Origin of the sequence: Amycolatopsis sp. NPDC004169, from assembly GCF_040610315.1 — a bacterium.
In the GTDB taxonomy this organism is placed as follows: Bacteria; Actinomycetota; Actinomycetes; order Mycobacteriales; family Pseudonocardiaceae; genus Amycolatopsis.
Genome location: NZ_JBEXMD010000001.1, coordinates 451083 through 466377 on the forward strand (window position 1 = coordinate 451083; position 15295 = coordinate 466377).

18 protein-coding genes are annotated in these 15295 nt (G+C 69.5%); 10 read left to right on the forward strand and 8 right to left on the reverse strand.

Annotated elements, in window-relative coordinates; all coding sequences use genetic code 11:
- Window positions 1–83: 83 nt before the first annotated feature.
- The 3 genes from ABZX11_RS02165 to mug form a co-directional block, all read right to left on the reverse strand.
- A complete protein-coding gene (locus tag ABZX11_RS02165) occupies window positions 84–1919 on the reverse strand; it encodes an acyl-CoA dehydrogenase (RefSeq protein WP_354909042.1) in 1836 nt (611 codons plus the stop codon).
- A 157-nt stretch (window positions 1920–2076) separates the two neighbouring features.
- Window positions 2077–2862: a response regulator transcription factor gene (locus ABZX11_RS02170; protein WP_176173978.1), complete on the reverse strand. Its 786-nt coding sequence runs from the start codon at window positions 2860–2862 to the stop codon at window positions 2077–2079.
- 267 nt (window positions 2863–3129) lie between these two features.
- Window positions 3130–3690 carry a G/U mismatch-specific DNA glycosylase gene (mug, locus tag ABZX11_RS02175; RefSeq protein ID WP_354909045.1) on the reverse strand — a complete coding sequence of 187 codons (561 nt, stop codon included), beginning with the start codon at window positions 3688–3690 and terminating at the stop codon, window positions 3130–3132.
- A 27-nt stretch (window positions 3691–3717) separates the two neighbouring features.
- On the opposite strand from mug, the gene ABZX11_RS02180 reads away from it, so the two are divergent.
- Together ABZX11_RS02180 and ABZX11_RS02185 are read left to right on the forward strand one after the other, a co-directional pair.
- Entirely contained in the window at window positions 3718–4371 is a 654-nt protein-coding gene (locus tag ABZX11_RS02180; protein ID WP_354909047.1) for a class I SAM-dependent methyltransferase, read from the forward strand.
- A gap of 66 nt (window positions 4372–4437) precedes the next feature.
- Window positions 4438–4614, forward strand: coding sequence for a hypothetical protein (locus ABZX11_RS02185; protein WP_003058066.1), 177 nt, complete (start codon window positions 4438–4440; stop codon window positions 4612–4614).
- Here the strand turns inward: ABZX11_RS02185 and ABZX11_RS02190 are convergent.
- On the reverse strand, window positions 4555–5181 hold the full coding sequence (locus ABZX11_RS02190) for a VanZ family protein (RefSeq protein ID WP_176173982.1): 627 nt from the start codon (window positions 5179–5181) through the stop codon (window positions 4555–4557). The two genes, ABZX11_RS02185 and ABZX11_RS02190, sit on opposite strands and share 60 nt — an antisense overlap.
- A 208-nt stretch (window positions 5182–5389) precedes the next feature.
- Between ABZX11_RS02190 and ABZX11_RS02195 the strand changes: the two genes are divergently transcribed.
- The 4 genes from ABZX11_RS02195 (at window position 5390) to ABZX11_RS02210 (ending at window position 9461) form a co-directional block, all read left to right on the forward strand.
- Window positions 5390–6469, forward strand: a complete 1080-nt coding sequence (locus ABZX11_RS02195; protein ID WP_354909051.1) for a Gfo/Idh/MocA family oxidoreductase — start codon at window positions 5390–5392, stop codon at window positions 6467–6469.
- A 39-nt stretch (window positions 6470–6508) separates the two neighbouring features.
- Window positions 6509–7288: an alpha/beta fold hydrolase gene (locus ABZX11_RS02200; RefSeq protein WP_176173984.1), complete on the forward strand. Its 780-nt coding sequence runs from the start codon at window positions 6509–6511 to the stop codon at window positions 7286–7288.
- 116 nt (window positions 7289–7404) lie between these two features.
- Window positions 7405–9096 carry a bifunctional metallophosphatase/5'-nucleotidase gene (locus tag ABZX11_RS02205; RefSeq protein WP_354909054.1) on the forward strand — a complete coding sequence of 564 codons (1692 nt, stop codon included), beginning with the start codon at window positions 7405–7407 and terminating at the stop codon, window positions 9094–9096.
- Window positions 9097–9134: 38 nt separating this feature from the next.
- On the forward strand, window positions 9135–9461 hold the full coding sequence (locus ABZX11_RS02210) for an MmcQ/YjbR family DNA-binding protein (protein WP_176173986.1): 327 nt from the start codon (window positions 9135–9137) through the stop codon (window positions 9459–9461).
- Here ABZX11_RS02210 and ABZX11_RS02215 read toward each other — a convergent pair.
- A complete protein-coding gene (locus ABZX11_RS02215) occupies window positions 9454–9984 on the reverse strand; it encodes a GNAT family protein (protein WP_176173987.1) in 531 nt (176 codons plus the stop codon). The two genes, ABZX11_RS02210 and ABZX11_RS02215, sit on opposite strands and share 8 nt — an antisense overlap.
- Window positions 9985–9986: 2 nt before the next feature.
- Window positions 9987–10364, reverse strand: coding sequence for a nitroreductase family deazaflavin-dependent oxidoreductase (locus tag ABZX11_RS02220; protein ID WP_176173988.1), 378 nt, complete (start codon window positions 10362–10364; stop codon window positions 9987–9989).
- Window positions 10365–10450: 86 nt separating this feature from the next.
- Between ABZX11_RS02220 and ABZX11_RS02225 the strand changes: the two genes are divergently transcribed.
- Entirely contained in the window at window positions 10451–11101 is a 651-nt protein-coding gene (locus ABZX11_RS02225; protein WP_176173989.1) for a hypothetical protein, read from the forward strand.
- On the opposite strand, the gene ABZX11_RS02230 is transcribed toward ABZX11_RS02225, so the two are convergent.
- On the reverse strand, window positions 11053–12297 hold the full coding sequence (locus ABZX11_RS02230; RefSeq protein ID WP_354909059.1) for a cytochrome P450: 1245 nt from the start codon (window positions 12295–12297) through the stop codon (window positions 11053–11055). The genes ABZX11_RS02225 and ABZX11_RS02230 overlap by 49 nt on opposite strands.
- Window positions 12298–12416: 119 nt before the next feature.
- Between ABZX11_RS02230 and ABZX11_RS02235 the strand changes: the two genes are divergently transcribed.
- The 3 genes from ABZX11_RS02235 (at window position 12417) to ABZX11_RS02245 (ending at window position 14797) form a co-directional block, all read left to right on the forward strand.
- Window positions 12417–12767, forward strand: a complete 351-nt coding sequence (locus ABZX11_RS02235) for a YciI family protein (RefSeq protein WP_043787244.1) — start codon at window positions 12417–12419, stop codon at window positions 12765–12767.
- On the forward strand, window positions 12764–13951 hold the full coding sequence (locus ABZX11_RS02240; RefSeq protein WP_354909061.1) for a DUF6596 domain-containing protein: 1188 nt from the start codon (window positions 12764–12766) through the stop codon (window positions 13949–13951). Before ABZX11_RS02235 ends, ABZX11_RS02240 begins: the two co-directional genes overlap by 4 nt.
- Before the next feature lie 174 nt (window positions 13952–14125).
- On the forward strand, window positions 14126–14797 hold the full coding sequence (locus ABZX11_RS02245; protein ID WP_354909064.1) for a response regulator transcription factor: 672 nt from the start codon (window positions 14126–14128) through the stop codon (window positions 14795–14797).
- 62 nt (window positions 14798–14859) lie between these two features.
- Here ABZX11_RS02245 and ABZX11_RS02250 read toward each other — a convergent pair whose 3' ends face one another.
- Complete coding sequence (locus tag ABZX11_RS02250) at window positions 14860–15180, reverse strand: hypothetical protein (RefSeq protein ID WP_354909067.1); 321 nt, start codon at window positions 15178–15180, stop codon at window positions 14860–14862.
- Between the last annotated feature and the right edge of the window lie 115 nt (window positions 15181–15295).

A 15295-nucleotide genomic window follows, 5' to 3' on the forward strand; every position in this document is an offset into this window, starting at 1 on the left:
CGGAATTCCCCGGCTTCACCGGCCCGAAACGCCGAAAGGCCCCCTCCCGGTCGGGAAAGGGGCCTTTCGGCGGAACGCTTTGATCAGAATGCAGCTTCGTCGAGCTCCATGAGCGCGTTGTCGGCGGCCTCCACGATGGCGCGGCGGGCGGTCAGCTCCGGCAGCACCTGCTTCGCGAAGAACGACGCCACGGCGATCTTGCCCTCGTAGAACGGGGTGTCCTTGGCGGACGCGCCCGCGTCGAGCTTGCCGATGGCGACCTCGGCGTGCTTGAGCAGCTGCCAGCCGATGAGCAGGTCGCCGACCGACATCAGCAGGCGGACCGTGTGCTGGCCGACCTTGTTGATGCTCTGCGTGTCCTCCTGCGACGCCGTCAAGTAGCCGATCAGCGAGCCCAGCATGCCCTGGGTGTCTTCGAGGGCCTGCTTGAGCAGCGCCCGCTCGTTCTTGAGCCGGCCGTTGCCCGCCTCGGACTCGATGAACTTGGTGATCTCACCGGCGACGTAGGCGAGCGACTGGCCCTTGTCGCGGACGATCTTCCGGAAGAAGAAGTCCAGCGACTGGATGGCCGTGGTGCCCTCGTACAGCGAGTCGATCTTCGCGTCGCGGATGTACTGCTCGATCGGGTAGTCCTGCAGGAAGCCGGACCCGCCGAGGGTCTGCAGCGACTGCACGAGCTGCTCGGTGGCGCGCTCGGAGCCGACACCCTTGACGATCGGCAGCAGCAGGTCGTTGACGCCGTGCGCGAGCTTCTGGTCGCCCTCGCCGGTCCACAGCTGGTCCTGGAACGACGCGGTGTAGAGGTACACCGCGCGCAGGCCCTCGGCGTACGCCTTCTGCAGCATCAGCGAGCGGCGGACGTCCGGGTGGTGCGTGATGGTGACGCGCGGGGCGGTCTTGTTCAGCATGTTCGGCAGGTCGGCGCCCTGGACGCGCTCCTTGGCGTACTCGAGCGCGTTGAGGTAGCCGGTCGACAGCGTCGCGATGGCCTTCGTGCCGACCATCATCCGGGCGTACTCGATGACCTGGAACATCTGCGCGATGCCGTCGTGCACCTCGCCGAGCAGCCAGCCCTTGGCCGGGGTGCCGTGCTGGCCGAAGGTCAGCTCGCACGTCGTCGAGGCCTTGATGCCCATCTTGTGCTCGACTCCTGTGACGTAAGCGCCGTTGCGCTCGCCCAGCTCACCGGTCTTCGAGTCGAAGTGGAACTTCGGCACGAGGAACAGCGACAGGCCCTTGGTGCCCGGCTTGGTCTCGATGCCGGGACCTTCGGGGCGAGCGAGCACCAGGTGCATGATGTTTTCGCTCATGTCGTGCTCGGCCGAGGTGATGAACCGCTTCACACCGTCGATGTGCCAGGAGCCGTCCTCCTGCTTGGTGGCCTTGGTGCGGCCCGCGCCGACGTCGGAACCGGCGTCCGGCTCGGTCAGCACCATGGTGGCGCCCCACTGCCGGTCGATCATGATCTGGGCCCAGTGCTTCTGCTCTTCGGTGCCGTTCTTGTTCACGATCATGGCGAAGTTCGGGCCCGCCATGTACATGAACAGCGGGGCGTTCGCGCCGAGGATGAGCTCGGAGGCGGCCCACTGGACGGTCGGGGGAAGACCGAAGCCGCCGAGGTCGTTGGTCAGGCCGAGGCGCCACCACTCGCCCTCGATGAGCTGCTGGTAGCTCTTCTTGAAGGACTCGGGGATCTTGACGCTGAAGGTCTTCGGGTCGTACACGGGCGGGTTGCGGTCCGCGTCGGCGAAGGACTCGGCGAGCGGCCCGGTCGCGAGCTTGTTCAGCTCGGACAGCACGCCGCGGGCGGTCTCCTCGTCGGATTCGGCGAGCACGCCCTTGCCAAGGCGCTCCTGCACGCCGAGTACCTCGAAGAGGTTGAACTCCAGGTCTCGGACGTTGCTCTTGTAGTGGCCCATCGTCACTCCAATGTGTTCGGCTCCCCGGCCGGGCACATGTTCGCCTTACTCGCCGGTAACTTCAGGATATTACCTGCGGGTAACCAGGGCAAGCAGATCCGCACTTCCGGGTACCGGAAATCCACCCGAATGTTGCCTTCTGCCTGGGGAACGGCCGTCAGCGGTGGCCCGGGATCGCCGTTGTGTCCGCCGTCACCGGGACGTACCCGTCTTCGGGCCGGGCGATGAGGATCCCGCTGCGGAAGGCGATCGTCACCGCGTGTGTCCGGTCCCGGGCCGAAAGCTTGCGCAGGATGCTCTTCACGTGGGTCCGGACGGTTTCGACCGACAGGAACAGCAGCTTCGCGATGGCAGAGTTCTCGAGGCCTTCGGCGACCAGCTGGAGCACCTGGTACTCACGCCTGGACAGCGGCATCGCACCCCGCGGCGACGGCGGGCTGTCGTGCGCGAGGTCGCCCTTCGGCGCGGTCGTGCGCTTCGGCCGGGCGGTCAGTGCGGCCAGCGCCGGGTCGATGTACCGGCGTTCGCTGTGCGCCCGCCGGATCGCCTCGGCGAGCCGTCGTGAATCGATCGACCGCGGGACGATCGCGTGCGCGCCTGCCGCGATCGCGGCCGCGAGGTACTGCTGCGTGCGATTCGTGTCACGGATCAGGGTGACCAGGATCAGCGCCGGGTCGCCGGCGTTGAGCAGCTTGGTCAGGTGGCAGTTCGGGTCCAGCGCCGAGTCGAGGACGACGACGTCCGGCTTGACCTGCTCGCACAGCTGCAGGGCGGCGTGGTGGCTGGCGGCCTGCCCGGCCCAGTGCAGCCCCTGGCTGCGGTGCACGAGCGCGGCGAGACCGTCGCGGAAGATCGGCACCGGATCGACGACCGCCACGCCGAGACTGCGCCCCCCGGCTCCGGCGGGCCCCGCGGGCCTGCGGGTGGGCTCGATGCCGTGCATCGCGGGCCTCCGTCTCTGCGCCGTCGCTCCCGGGGTGCCGGACGTCTCCGGTACCGTCCGGTCCCCCTGCTTGGACCGGCCGGGAGCAACTCCTCCTGCTTGGTACGAGTCGCGATTGCGCAGCTCATGACGCCAAATCCCCCTCATGGCCCAATCCGCCGGTCACAGCAAACTTTCCGTAGAAGTGGATCTTGGAGAGCTGGCTCGGCCGGGCGGGATGGGACCTGTTGGGGCAGTCGGCGCTACTGAGGGTGGCCCGCGGTCCGTTCAACGATTTCGACAGTCCTGAGATGCGGTCCGCAGCAGAGCGAACTCGGCCGCCAGGCCGGCGGGTGTCCAGTGCGCGTTGAGCCCGCTCGGATTCGGCAGCACCCACACGTGGGTGTCCCCGATCCGGTGGTCCTGCCGTCCGACGCGCGCCTTCGGGAACCCGAACGCGGTCCGGTAGGCGGTGATCCCGACGACGGCCAGCCACCGCGGCCGGTACTCGAGGACCTTGGCGGCGAGGATCTTCCCGCCTTCGCGGAGCTCGTCGTCGGTGAGTTCGTCGGCGCGGGCGGTGGTCCGGGCGACGACGTTCGTGATGCCGAGACCGAGGTCGAGCAGCTTGTCTTGTTCGCTCGGCTCGTACCGCCGCGGGGTGAAGCCGCCCCCGTGGAGAGTGGGCCAGAAGCGGTTGCCGGGTCGGGCGAAGTGCTGCCCGAGCGCGCCGGAGTAGAGGCCGGGGTTGATGCCGCAGAAGAGGACGTCGAGGCCGGGGGCGATGACGTCGGGGATGGTGGCGTTGTGCGCCGCGGCCAGCTGGTCCTTCGTGGGTCGGGTGCTCACCGCTCCAGTTTCCGGCACGCTCGGGGCATGGAGGTCACCGCGGACGGCTCTCCCGTCGACGTCTACCTGCTCCTCCCGCCCGACGGCGAAGCCGAGATCGTGCACGCCGCGGTCCCGCCGCGCGCCTCGGTCCTCGAGCTCGGCAGCGGGGCCGGCCGGGTCACGCACCCGCTCGTCCAGCTGGGGCACGAGGTCGTCGCGGTGGACGACTCGGCGGCCATGCTCGCGCACGTCCGCGCCGAGAGCGTCCGCGCCCGCATCGGCGACCTCCGGCTCGGCCGCACGTTCGACGCCGTGCTGCTCGCCAGCCACCTGGTCAACACCGCCCAGGACGCGGACCGCCACGCCATGCTCGCCGCCGCGAGCCGGCACCTCGCGCCCGGCGGGCGGCTGATCGTCCAGTGGCACCCGCCCGAGTGGTTCGACCGCGTCGAATCCGGGCAGGGCGGCCGGCTCGGGGAGGTCGGGGTCGAGCTGACCGACGTCGTCCGCGATGGCGATCTGCTCTCCGCCACGGTCCGGTACGCGGCGCGCGGCCGGCGTTGGCACCAGGAATTCACCTGCCGCCGCCTCGACTTCAAAGACCTCGGCGACCTTCTGACCTCGGCCGATCTCGCCTTCGACGGCTGGCTCACCGCCGACCGGGCCTGGTTCGCGGCCCGGCGTGGTCGCATGGGGTAGCGAATTCGGTACTGACCTGCGTAACCTGTGTGATCTCCCGCACAGCGTCGTACCGAGGAGGATTTCGTGCAGCTTCCGATCGTCCTCGGGCTGGTCGCGCTGGTCCTGGCCGTCGCCGCGCTCGTCGTCGTCCTCGAAGACCGGCGGGCCGCCAAGCGGGCCGCGCTGCAGCGGAAGGCCCGGCTAGCGCGTCTGGGCGAGGTGGACCCGCTCGCTCCGGGCCGGCTCCACGTGGACCGTTGACCGGGAGAGAGCCAGCAGCAGCGCCCCGAACACCCAGCCGACCACGGCTCCGAGCGTGTTGTTCATGAGGTCGTCGACGTCGAAGATCCGGTAGGCGTACGGTGCCGTCCCGAAGTTGGCCGTGAGCTGCGCGATCTCGATGAACAGCGACGCCGTGAAGCCGATCAGCGCGGTGCCCGTCAGGCCGCGGCGCCACAGGATCCGCGCGAACACGCCGAGCGGCACGAACAGCAGGACGTTCAGGCACGCCTGCTGGAACGTCTGCGTCAGGAACCAGTCCCCGCCGTGCTTGAGCAGCTCGGTGTGGATGTCGGCGATCCACTGGAACGGGTGCAGCTGCACGGTCTGCGCCAGCCGGCGGGTGCCGGGGCCGGGCAGCGGCAGGAAGACGACCGCGAGCGTCATGCAGCCGTAGAGCAGCACCGCCGCCGTGGTGGCGAGGCCGCGCAGCCGCAGGCCGCCGTGCCGGGCGAGCTGGGTGAGCAGCTGCGGCACCAGCACCACCGTCCACAGCGCGAGGAAGGCGATGAAGCCGTACTGCAGGGCTGTGAGCTGTGCGTTCGTCATGCCATCGACGCTATGGATCTCGCCGGGGGTGCCGCTTCGGTCGAAGAGCCCGCCCTCCTCGGCCACTCGGCCGACCCGGACGGAGCCGATCGGCGGCACGCGGGTGACCGATGTCATGCCGGCGTAACCGGATGCGGCTTGCGTCGACCCGGGAATGAGCACGACGCTCGGCACGTCGAACTCTGTACAGGCAACGGAAGGAACGCTCATGGCACCGGTCCGGGTCGGCATCGTCGGGCTCAGCGCGAACGGCGGCTGGGCCGCGACCGCGCACGTGCCCGCGCTGGCTGCGGTGGACGGCTACGAGCTCCGCGCGCTCGCCGGGAGCAGCGCGGAGACGGCGCGGGTGGCCGGCGAAAAGTACGGCGTGCCGCTGACCTTCGGCGACGCCGGCGAGCTCGCCCGGAACCCGGAGGTCGACCTCGTCGTGGTGGCCGTGAAGGTGCCCGAGCACCGGGCCCTGATCGAGCCCGCGCTGGCCGCGGGCAAGCAGGTGCTGAGCGAGTGGCCGCTGGGCGTCAGCCTGGCCGAGACCGAGGCGCTGGCCGAGGCCGGCCGGGGGAAGACGACCGCGGTCGGCCTGCAGGGGCGATCGGCGCCGGCGTTGCGCTACCTGCGTGACCTCATCAAGGACGGCTACGTCGGCCGCGTGCTTTCGACGTCGCTCATCGCTTCGGGCGCGAACTGGGGGCCGAGCGTGCGGGCCGGCCGCGACTACCAGCTGCACCCCGCGGGCGGGGCGACCATGCTGACCATCCCGTTCGCGCACACCGCCGACACGGTGGCCATGGTCCTCGGCGGCTTCGCCGAGGTCTCGGCGACCATGGCGACCGTCCGGCCGCGGGTGCGCGACGAGGTCACCGGTGACTCCGTCGAGATGACCGCGCCGGACCAGATCGCCGTCACCGGCGTGCTGACCGGCGGCGCCGTCGCGTCGCTGCACCTGCGCGGCGGGACGTCGCCGGCCACGAACTTCCACTGGGAGATCAACGGCACCGAGGGCACGCTGGTCGTCGAGGCCGCGGACCCGCTGTTCTGGATCGCGAAACTGACGCTGCGCGGCAGCCGCACCGGGACGCTGGAGAAGCTGACCGTGCCCGCGCGGTACGAGCTGCCGCAGCTGGCCGGCCGCAGCGCCGAGCCGTCCTACAACGTGGCGCACGCCTACGCCCGGCACCTCAAGGGCGACCTGCCGGACTTCGCGCACGCCCTGCGCGTGCACCAGGTCCTCGACGCCGTCCAGCGGTCGGCCAACAGCGGGTCCAGGGTCCAGGTGGACGCAAAGTAACTGTTACTGCTGGTCGTAGGTTTCCGCTACCCTCGGGTGATGGACGACGTTGTCTACGACCGCGCGGGCCGGGGCGAGCCGCTGGTGCTGATCCACGGCATCGGCCACCGCCGCCAGGCGTGGGCGCCGGTGTTTCCGCTGCTCACGGCCCATCGTGACGTCATCGCCGTCGACCTGCCCGGCTTCGGCGAGTCGCCCGAACCGGCCCGCGGGTACGGCGTCGAGCCCGCGCTGGTGATGTTCAAGGAGCTGTTCACCGATCTCGGGCTCGACCGGCCGCACGTCGCCGGCAACTCGCTCGGCGGGCTGCTGTCGCTGGCCCTCGGGCAGGCCGGGCTGGTCCGCAGCGTCACGGCGTTGTCGCCCGCCGGGCTGTGGACCCGCCGCCAGAAGCTCTACGCGATCGCGACGCTCAAGGCCCACCGCGCCCTGGCCCAGCGCACGCCACCGCACGTCGTGCGCCGCATCGCCGCCACGGCGTCCGGCCGTCGTGCCCTGACCGGGCTGATCGTCGGACGGCCCGAGCGGCAGACGCCGGACGCCGTCGTCGAGGACGCCCGCGCGCTCGCCACCGCGCCCGGCTTCGAGCCCACCGCCGCCCAGTCGCGCGGGGACTTCCGCTTCACCGGCCCGGTGACCGGCGTCCCGGTGACCATCGCGTGGGCCGAGCGCGACCGGATCCTCGCCCGGCCGCGCGTCGCCGACCTGCGGAAAGTCGCGCCGGACGGGGTGTTCCGGCTGCTGCCGGGCTGCGGGCACGTGCCGATGAACGACGACCCCGGCCTCGTCGCGCGGGTGCTGCTCGAGGGAAGCCGTTAGGTGACATTCGCTTTACGTCCGTCTTTTGACCCTGGTAGGTGACTGCTTCGCGAGGCAGAATCCTCCGCCGTGCGCCCGTTCGGGGACCTTGGGCGCGAATCGGAGGAAGAACACTCATGAGGCTTTCGACCCGGCTCGCGGTATTGGCCGCGGCCGCGCTGGCTACGACGGCGGTGACCACCGCACCCGCGTCCGCGGGCCAGCGCCCGGATCCCACCACCGACGTCCGGATCATCGGGTTCAACGACCTGCACGGCAACCTGGAACCGCCGTCCGGCTCCAGCGGCCGGGTCGTCCAGTCCGACGGGACCACTGTGGACGCCGGCGGTGCCGCCTACCTGGCCACGCACGTGAAGCAACTGCGCGCGCAGGTGCGCAACTCGTTCGTCGTGTCCGCCGGGGACAACATCGGCGCGTCGCCGCTCACCTCGGCGCTCTTCCACGACGAGCCGACCATCGACTTCCTGAACTCCCTCGGCGTCACCGCGTCCGTCGTCGGGAACCACGAGTTCGACGAGGGCTACAAGGAACTGCAGCGCATGCAGTTCGGCGGCTGCCACCCGACCGACGGCTGCCAGTTCCAGAGCACCTTCGACGGGGCGAAGTTCCCGTTCATCGGGTCCAATGTGTACTTCACCAACGGCCTGCCCGCGCTGTTGCCGTTCACCGTCAAGTTCGAAGGCGGCGTCCCGATCGGCGTCATCGGCGCCACGCTGAAGGACCTGCCGTCCGTCGTCACGCCGGAGGCCATCAAGGGCCTGAAGTTCGGTGACGAGGTCGAGGCGATCAACCGGACGTCGAACCTGCTCGACTACTTCGGCGTCAAGGCCCAGGTCGTGCTGATGCACCAGGGCGACGGCACCGAGGTCGAGGGTCCCAACGACTGCAAGCTGCGCCCCGGCCCGGCCGCGGCGATCGCCGCCGCGGTGACGCCGAAGGTCGACGCCTTCTTCACCGGGCACAGCCACCAGCAGTACAACTGCGTGATCAACGACCCGGCGGGCCAGCCGCGGCCGGTCATCCAGGGATCGTCGTTCGGCAGGCTGCTCTCGGTGGTGGACCTGAAGATCAGCCTGAAGACCCGCGACGTCGTGCGCTCGCAGACCAAGGCGTTCAACGAGATCGTCACCCGCACGGTCACGCCGGACCCGGCGGTGGCCGCGCTGGTCGCCGAGGCCAAGACCAAGTCCGCGCCGATCGCGAACAAGCAGGTCGGCACCATCACCGCCGACCTGCCGGCGGCGGGCAACGCGGCGGGTGAATCGCCGCTCGGCGACGTCATCGCCGACGCGCAGCTGGCCGGCACGCAGTCGAACAACGCGGTCGTCGCGATCACCAACCCGGGCGGCATCCGCGCCGACCTGACGTACAAGTCGTCGCCGAACGGCGAGGGCGACGGCGTGGTGACCTACGGCGAGGCGTTCACCGTGCAGCCGTTCTCGAACATCATGCAGACGATCACGCTGACCGGTGCGAACCTGAAGAACGTGCTGGAACAGCAGTGGACCGCGGCCGGCACGAAGATCCTGCAGATCTCGAGCTCGCTGCACTACTCGTACTCGGCGGCCGCGCCGATCGGCTCGCGGGTCTCGAACATCACGATCAACGGCACGCCGGTCGACCCGGCCGCGTCGTACCGCGTGTCGGTGAACAACTTCCTCGCCGCCGGCGGGGATGGCTTCGCCGAGTTCACCAAGGGCACCAACCTGTCGGGTGGCCCGGTGGACCTCGACGCGCTGATCGCCTACCTGGGCGCCCACCCGAACCTGGCCCCGCCCGCGGCGGACCGGATCACCCGCCTGCCGTAGTTCCCGTTTTTGCAAGACACCTGGTCGACAATGGACTGATGACGACCTGGGAAGACGTCGTGCGCCTGGCCTCGGAACTGCCCGAGGTCGAGGCGTCGACGTGGTACCGAACGCCCGCGCTGAAGGTGGCGGGCAAGGGTTTCGCGCGGCTGCGCACCGAGGCCGAAGGCGGCCTGGTCGTGATGTGCGGGCTCGACGAGAAGGCCGCGTTGCTGGATTCCGGCGACGCGGCCTTCTTCACGACCCCGCACTACGACGGGCACGGCTCGATCATCGTCGACCTCGAACGGGTCGACGTCGATCAGCTGCGTGAGCTGCTGGAAGAGGCGTGGCGGCGGAAGGCGCCACGCCGGCTGCTCACTTGAGCTCGCCCTTGAGCATGCTCATCAGGATCATGTCGTGGCGCCGGCCGCCCTCGCCGACGAACGCCTCGCGGTGCCGGCCGTCTTCGGAGAAGCCGATCTTGCGGTAGACGTGCCGGGCGCGCTCGTTCTCGGCGACCACCCAGAGCGTGATCATGTGCAGGCGCATGAACTCGAAGCCGTAGCGGCACATCACGCGCAGGGCGTCGGTGCCGTAGCCGCCGCCGTTGCGGTATTCGGCGTCACCGATGTAGACGTCCAGTTCGGCGTTGCCGACCTCGGGCCGGGCGTCCCGGAGGTCGATGACGCCGATCAGCCTGCCGTCGGCCTTGGTCTCGATGCCGAGCACGACCAGCTCGTACGTGTTGAGCGGGCGTTCCTCGCAGCGCTTGCGGATCTGCGCGCGCGAGCGCGGGTAGTCGTTGACCATCCAGCGGCCGACCTCGGGGTCGTGCACCCAGTCGAAGATCTTGTCCGCGTCCTCCGGCTCGAGCGCGCGCAGCCGGACGAGTTCCCCCTCGATCATCCCTACTCCCGTTTCACCAGCAGAAAGTCGTTGACGGCCAGCAAGCCGAGGAACTGGCGCACGGGCGTCGGCATCGCCCGGCGCGACTCATCATGCACGAGTTCGGGTGAGTGCACGCGGTAATTTTTCCGCTGGGTGATGATGGTGCAACTCTCCGCGGCCAGCACGTTCTTCACCCAGTCGGTGTCCGGGCCGTAGGTGAGCGCGATGACGAAGCCGTCATCGGTGCGGAAGACGTTCAGCGGCGTGCGGTACTCCTTGCCGGATTTGCGTCCTTTGTGGACGAGCAGCCCGAAGCCCGGAGCCCAGTTCACGACGTACTTGTTGATCCGGTTGGTCACCACGCGGTTGAAGCGGGCGAGTCCCTTGGGCAGCACCATGAGCCGATAATATCAACGCGCGATGAATTTATCGAGCGGTGACCCCGGCTCGCGGCCCGCGGTCGCCCGATGGTGGGATATGGCTCATGTCGACCGAATGGCCGCTGCGCCAGGACCCGGAAGGGCCGGTCATCATCGCGCTGGCCCTGGTGAACGACCCCGACGCGCTGGGCTTCGTCGTGCTCGACGACGAGGACGACTGGTTCATCAGCGACGGCACCGAGCTGTCCGATGACGTCGTGGTCAACCGCGAGAGCTTCGGCAAGATGTCGCTGCGCGAAGCCGTCGAACTGCTGCCGCAGCTGGCCGCGCTGGCGGACCTCCCGACCGGGATGGCCGCCGACTGGGACCCCGAGCGCCGCACGTGGCTGCTGTCGTCGGTGACCGGCTCCGACGACGAAGACGAGGACATCCGCCTGCTGGCCCAGCGCCGCGCGGCCTGGAAGTACGAAGGCTCGCCGGACGACGAAGCCCAGATCAGCAGCGGCCTCACCGAGATCCCGACCGGCCCGCAGCAGCCGGTCCGCGCGGTCCGCCAGGTCGTCCGCGAGCAGGACGGCACCTGGCTGTTCGTCGGGTTCGAGGTCCCCGAGGCGGAGGACTTCGAGGTCGAGGGCCTGGAGCTGGAGCACGTGGCGAACCTGTACCCGGACGTGCGCAGCGTGCTGAAGGCCGCGCCGGGCCAGGTCTACGACCGGGAGACGCCGGATTCGGACTGGGAGCTCGTCGAGGGCTGAACCTCGATCGGCAGGTGGAAGAGCCCGCGCGTGATCGGGCTCGGCCACCAGGTGAGTTCCTCCTCGGGGACGGCGAGCCGGGCTGTCGGCAGGCGGTGGAGCAGCGTCTCGAAGGCGACGTCGGCCTGCAGCCGGGCCAGTGCCGCGCCGATGCACAGGTGCAGCCCGGCGCCGAACGCGATGTGTTTCCGTTCGCCGGCCCGCTGTCCCGGCCGGAAGGCGTCCGGTTCGTCGAACATCGCGGGATCGCGGTCGGCGGCCAGCACGGAGACGAGGATCGGGTCGCCCGGCCGCATGAGACGGCCGCCGATCTCGACGTCCTCGGTGGGGAACCGCCAGGTCGCGTTCTGCAGCGGCGCGTGCAGCCGGAGCGTCTCCTCGATGACGGCGGCGCGGTGCGCGGGGTCGGTCCGGGCTTTCGCTGCTTCGTCCGGGTGGGTCAGCAGCGCGAGCGCGCCGGTCGCGACCAGCCCGACGGTCGTCTCGTGGCCGCCGATCAGGATCAGGAAGGCCGTCGACGTCACTTCGTCGGCGGAGAGCTTGCCGGTGGCCTCCTGCGCGACGAGGTCGCTGATCAGGTCGGTGCCGCGGGTTTTCCGCTTGGCCTCGACGACCTCGGTGACCAGGCGTTCCAGCACGTCGGTGGCTTCGCGGACCTTCGAGCCGTCGGTGTCGTCGGCGGAGTCGATGACGAGCGACCACTCGTGCACGTCTTCGCGGTAGGACTCGGGCACGCCGAGCAGGTCGCAGATGATCGCGATCGGCAGCGGGTAGGCGAGGCCGGTGACGAGGTCGCCGTGTCCGCGTGCTTCGACGGTGTCGATGAGCTCGTCGGTGACCTGCTGGGCGCGTTCACGCAGGCGCTGCATCCGGCGTGGGCCGAACGCGCCGGCGCAGGCGCGCCGCAGCCGCGTGTGGTCGGGCGGGTCGGTGTTGATCATGTTGGAGGCGAGGGACGGCCGGTGGTCGAGCGGCAGGCCCATGCCCGACCGCCGCCACTGTTCGTTGCCCGCCGAGGGGCTTTTGACCAGGGACGGGTGGTTGAGCGCCGTCACGGCGTCGGCGTATCGCGTGACGAGCCAGGCCCAGGTGCCGGTGGGGAAGTCGAGCCGGTGCGGTGGCCGTTCGCGCAGCCAGGCGTAGGCCGGTGAGGGGTCGCGATCGAAGTCCGGACCGAACAGCGCGGGCTCTCCCATGCCGTTCACCCTGCCCGCCGGACTTTCTTCGCGACAAGTGTCCCGGCGCGGCTTCGCCCGTTCGTCCTTACAGTGAGGACCGGCGATCGGCGCCGGTCAGGACCCGCGAGGAGCACCCCATGCCCAAGTACGCCGCGATCATCTACGCCACCGACATCGATCCGACCACGCCCGAGGCGACGGACATGATGAAGGACTACGACGAGTTCGGCGCGGGCGCGGCGGCGGTGATCCGCGGCGGCGCGGCGCTGTACCCGACGGCCACCGCGACGACGGTCCGCGTCACCGGCGGCAAGGGCGGCGACATCGTCACCAGCGACGGCCCGTACGCGGAGACGAAGGAGGCCCTGACCGGCTTCTACCTGCTCGAATGCGCCGACCTCGACGAGGCGGTCAAGGTCGCGGCCCGCATCCCGGGCGCCTGGGACGGCGCGATCGAGGTCCGCCCGGTCGTCGACTTCGGCAAGTGACCGGCGCCGGGGACGCGGTCGCGCGGCTGGTCCGGGACGAGGGCACCCGGGTACTGGCCACCCTGGTCCGCGTCACCGGCAGCGTCGACCTGGCCGAAGACGCGGTGCAGGACGCCGTCGTGCGCGCGCTCGAGACGTGGCCGCGCGACGGTGTCCCGGCCAACCCCCGCGGCTGGCTCCTGGTGGCGGCCCGCCGCCGAGCGGTGGACGTGGTCCGCCGCGAGGCGAAGCGGCTCGGCAAGGAGGCGGACGCCATGCCACCGGTGGACCCCCACCCAGACCCGGTGACGATCCGCGACGACCTCCTGCGGCTGGTGTTCACGTGCTGCCACCCGGCGTTGTCCCTGGACGCGCAGGTGGCGTTGGCGCTCCGGACGTTGGGCGGGTTGTCGACAGCCGAGGTCGCCCGGGGGTTGCTGGTCCCGGAAGCGACGATGGCGAAGCGGCTGACGCGCGCGAAGCAGAAGATCGCGACCGCGCGGATCCCGTACCGGGTGCCCCCGGCGGAGGAACTGCCCTCCCGCTTGGCCGGCGTGGCCTCGACGGTGTACTTGATCTTCAACGAGGGCTACACGGGCCGGGTTTCTCTTCTTTCCGAGGCCGTCCGATTGGCGCGGTTGCTGGCGTCGTTGATGCCGGACGAGCCGACGGCGCTGGGGTTGCTGGCCTTGGTGCTGCTGCAGGACGCCCGCCGCGCGGCCCGCTTCTCGTCGGGGTCACCGGTGTTGCTCGCTTCGCAGGACCGGTCGTTGTGGGACGCGTCGTTGATCAAGGAGGGCGTCGAACTGGTGGGCCGAGGGCTCCGCCGGACACCGTCGATCCCGAACGCGTACGTGGTCCAGGCGGCAATCGCGGCGTGCCACGACCTGGCACCGTCATATGCGGAGACGAACTGGGACGCGGTGATTTCCTGGTACGACGTGTTGTTGACGGTCCAGGACACCCCGGTGGTCAGGTTGAACCGCGCAGCGGCGGTGGCGGAACGCGACGGACCGGCTGCGGCGTTGGCACTGGTGGACGCGTTGCCGGGGCTGGAGGATTACTCGTGGTGGCACGCCTCGCGGGCGGAGTTGTTGCACCGCTTGGTTTCTGCGGCGGCTTTCGAGGCGTTGGTTCGTGCGGAGGAAACCGGCTTGCCCGCCGCGCATGTGGCGCATTTGCGCGCCAGAATCGGACTGCTTTAGCGTTCTACGCGTTTGTGTCGCGCATCTCACTCGGTTGGCCGGTGGCCTTGATGATCTTCGATTGCTAGGTTTGATCGGGTCACAGGGGAGGTGGCTTGGGGTGGGTTACCCAATTTTCCGCGTGGTTTCGATCGTCTCGAAGAAGGTTTTATTCAACGACGCCTGCGGTAGCCTTTGATCACCGTTGTTGCAGCGGAGAGCAATGAGCTGGCGCGTATGGGAATTCGGGCTGTCCTGACAGAGTCCCGGGTGTGTCAGCTGGTCGGGGAAGCTGCCGATACCGCCGGATTGCTACTGGCCCTGCATCGAACAACACCGCAGGTTGTGATCCTGGACGCGGTTTTGCTGCACCGCCGCGGCGTGGGCCTGGTCGATCAGATGCAGGCCGCTTGCCTCGGCGCAGGCCCGCGGATCATGATCACAGCGACTGTCGGAGACGAAGACCTGGTCTTGGACGCGGTACGCGCGGGGGCTGTCGGCTCAGTGTCGAAAGAGGTGTCACCACGCGAGCTGGTCGAGGAGATTGCCCTTGTCGCCCACGGCAAACTGCGGCTTCCTCAGTGGGCGGTGCGTCGTCTGGTCGACGCACATCGTCGTGGATTGCTGCCTGTCGGAAGGCCTTCGGTCGCGCTGGGGCGCTTGACACGCCGGGAAGCCGAGGTCGTGCGGCTTGTCGCCGCGGGGCGCAGCAACACCGACATCGCCCAGGCCTTGGTGGTCAGCGAATCCACGGTCAAGACCCACTTGCACCGGGCGATGCGCAAGCTCGACGTGTCCAGCCGGTCGGAGATGGTGATCTTCGCTTATCGGAACGGCTTCGCCTGGCCGTCGGGGGAGCGTGACTGAAAGCGCGGAGCGAGCCGTCGGATGCCACGGCTCGCCCCGCGCGTTGCGGATGTCTTTGTGCGTCAGGGCACGCAAGGGCCCTGGAGTTCGGTTGCCGAGACCTTTTCGGCGGCGGCGTTGCCGACGGTCACGACGGCGCCCTTGGCGATGCACAGCGTGTTGGTCCACTGCGAGCCGTGAAGAGGAATGTGGAGGAAGCGCACGCGGGCCGGCGCGTTGCCGCAGTTGGTGTAGGCCCAGTGCAGGAGGCCCTGCGAAAGCCCGCAGTCCTGGACGGTCGCGGTCTTGGCGTCGGCGACGGAAGGGCCGGCGAGACTGATCGCGCCGGCCGCGGCGACCCCGAGGATGGCTGCGGCACCGGCGGACTTGAGCGTGGAAATCACGAGCTGCCTCTCGATAGATGAACGATGTTTTTGGCATTTCTGTTGTGGCAGAACGAAATGCTAAAGATCACGAGGTGTGGCGTCGTCCGCTCTTCGTGGTGGAAAATCCGTCAAC

Excerpts from the sequence above, each read along its gene's own strand:
- ABZX11_RS02165 (WP_354909042.1), bottom strand. The coding sequence starts at position 1,919 with ATGGGCCACTACAAGAGCAACGTCCGAGACCTGGAGTTCAACCTCTTC.
- ABZX11_RS02170 (WP_176173978.1), bottom strand. The coding sequence starts at position 2,862 with ATGCACGGCATCGAGCCCACCCGCAGGCCCGCGGGGCCCGCCGGAGCC.
- ABZX11_RS02180 (WP_354909047.1), top strand. The coding sequence starts at position 3,718 with ATGGAGGTCACCGCGGACGGCTCTCCCGTCGACGTCTACCTGCTCCTC.
- ABZX11_RS02190 (WP_176173982.1), bottom strand. The coding sequence starts at position 5,181 with ATGACGAACGCACAGCTCACAGCCCTGCAGTACGGCTTCATCGCCTTC.
- ABZX11_RS02195 (WP_354909051.1), top strand. The coding sequence starts at position 5,390 with ATGGCACCGGTCCGGGTCGGCATCGTCGGGCTCAGCGCGAACGGCGGC.
- ABZX11_RS02200 (WP_176173984.1), top strand. The coding sequence starts at position 6,509 with ATGGACGACGTTGTCTACGACCGCGCGGGCCGGGGCGAGCCGCTGGTG.
- ABZX11_RS02205 (WP_354909054.1), top strand. The coding sequence starts at position 7,405 with ATGAGGCTTTCGACCCGGCTCGCGGTATTGGCCGCGGCCGCGCTGGCT.
- ABZX11_RS02210 (WP_176173986.1), top strand. The coding sequence starts at position 9,135 with ATGACGACCTGGGAAGACGTCGTGCGCCTGGCCTCGGAACTGCCCGAG.
- ABZX11_RS02215 (WP_176173987.1), bottom strand. The coding sequence starts at position 9,984 with ATGATCGAGGGGGAACTCGTCCGGCTGCGCGCGCTCGAGCCGGAGGAC.
- ABZX11_RS02220 (WP_176173988.1), bottom strand. The coding sequence starts at position 10,364 with ATGGTGCTGCCCAAGGGACTCGCCCGCTTCAACCGCGTGGTGACCAAC.
- ABZX11_RS02225 (WP_176173989.1), top strand. The coding sequence starts at position 10,451 with ATGTCGACCGAATGGCCGCTGCGCCAGGACCCGGAAGGGCCGGTCATC.
- ABZX11_RS02230 (WP_354909059.1), bottom strand. The coding sequence starts at position 12,297 with ATGGGAGAGCCCGCGCTGTTCGGTCCGGACTTCGATCGCGACCCCTCA.
- ABZX11_RS02235 (WP_043787244.1), top strand. The coding sequence starts at position 12,417 with ATGCCCAAGTACGCCGCGATCATCTACGCCACCGACATCGATCCGACC.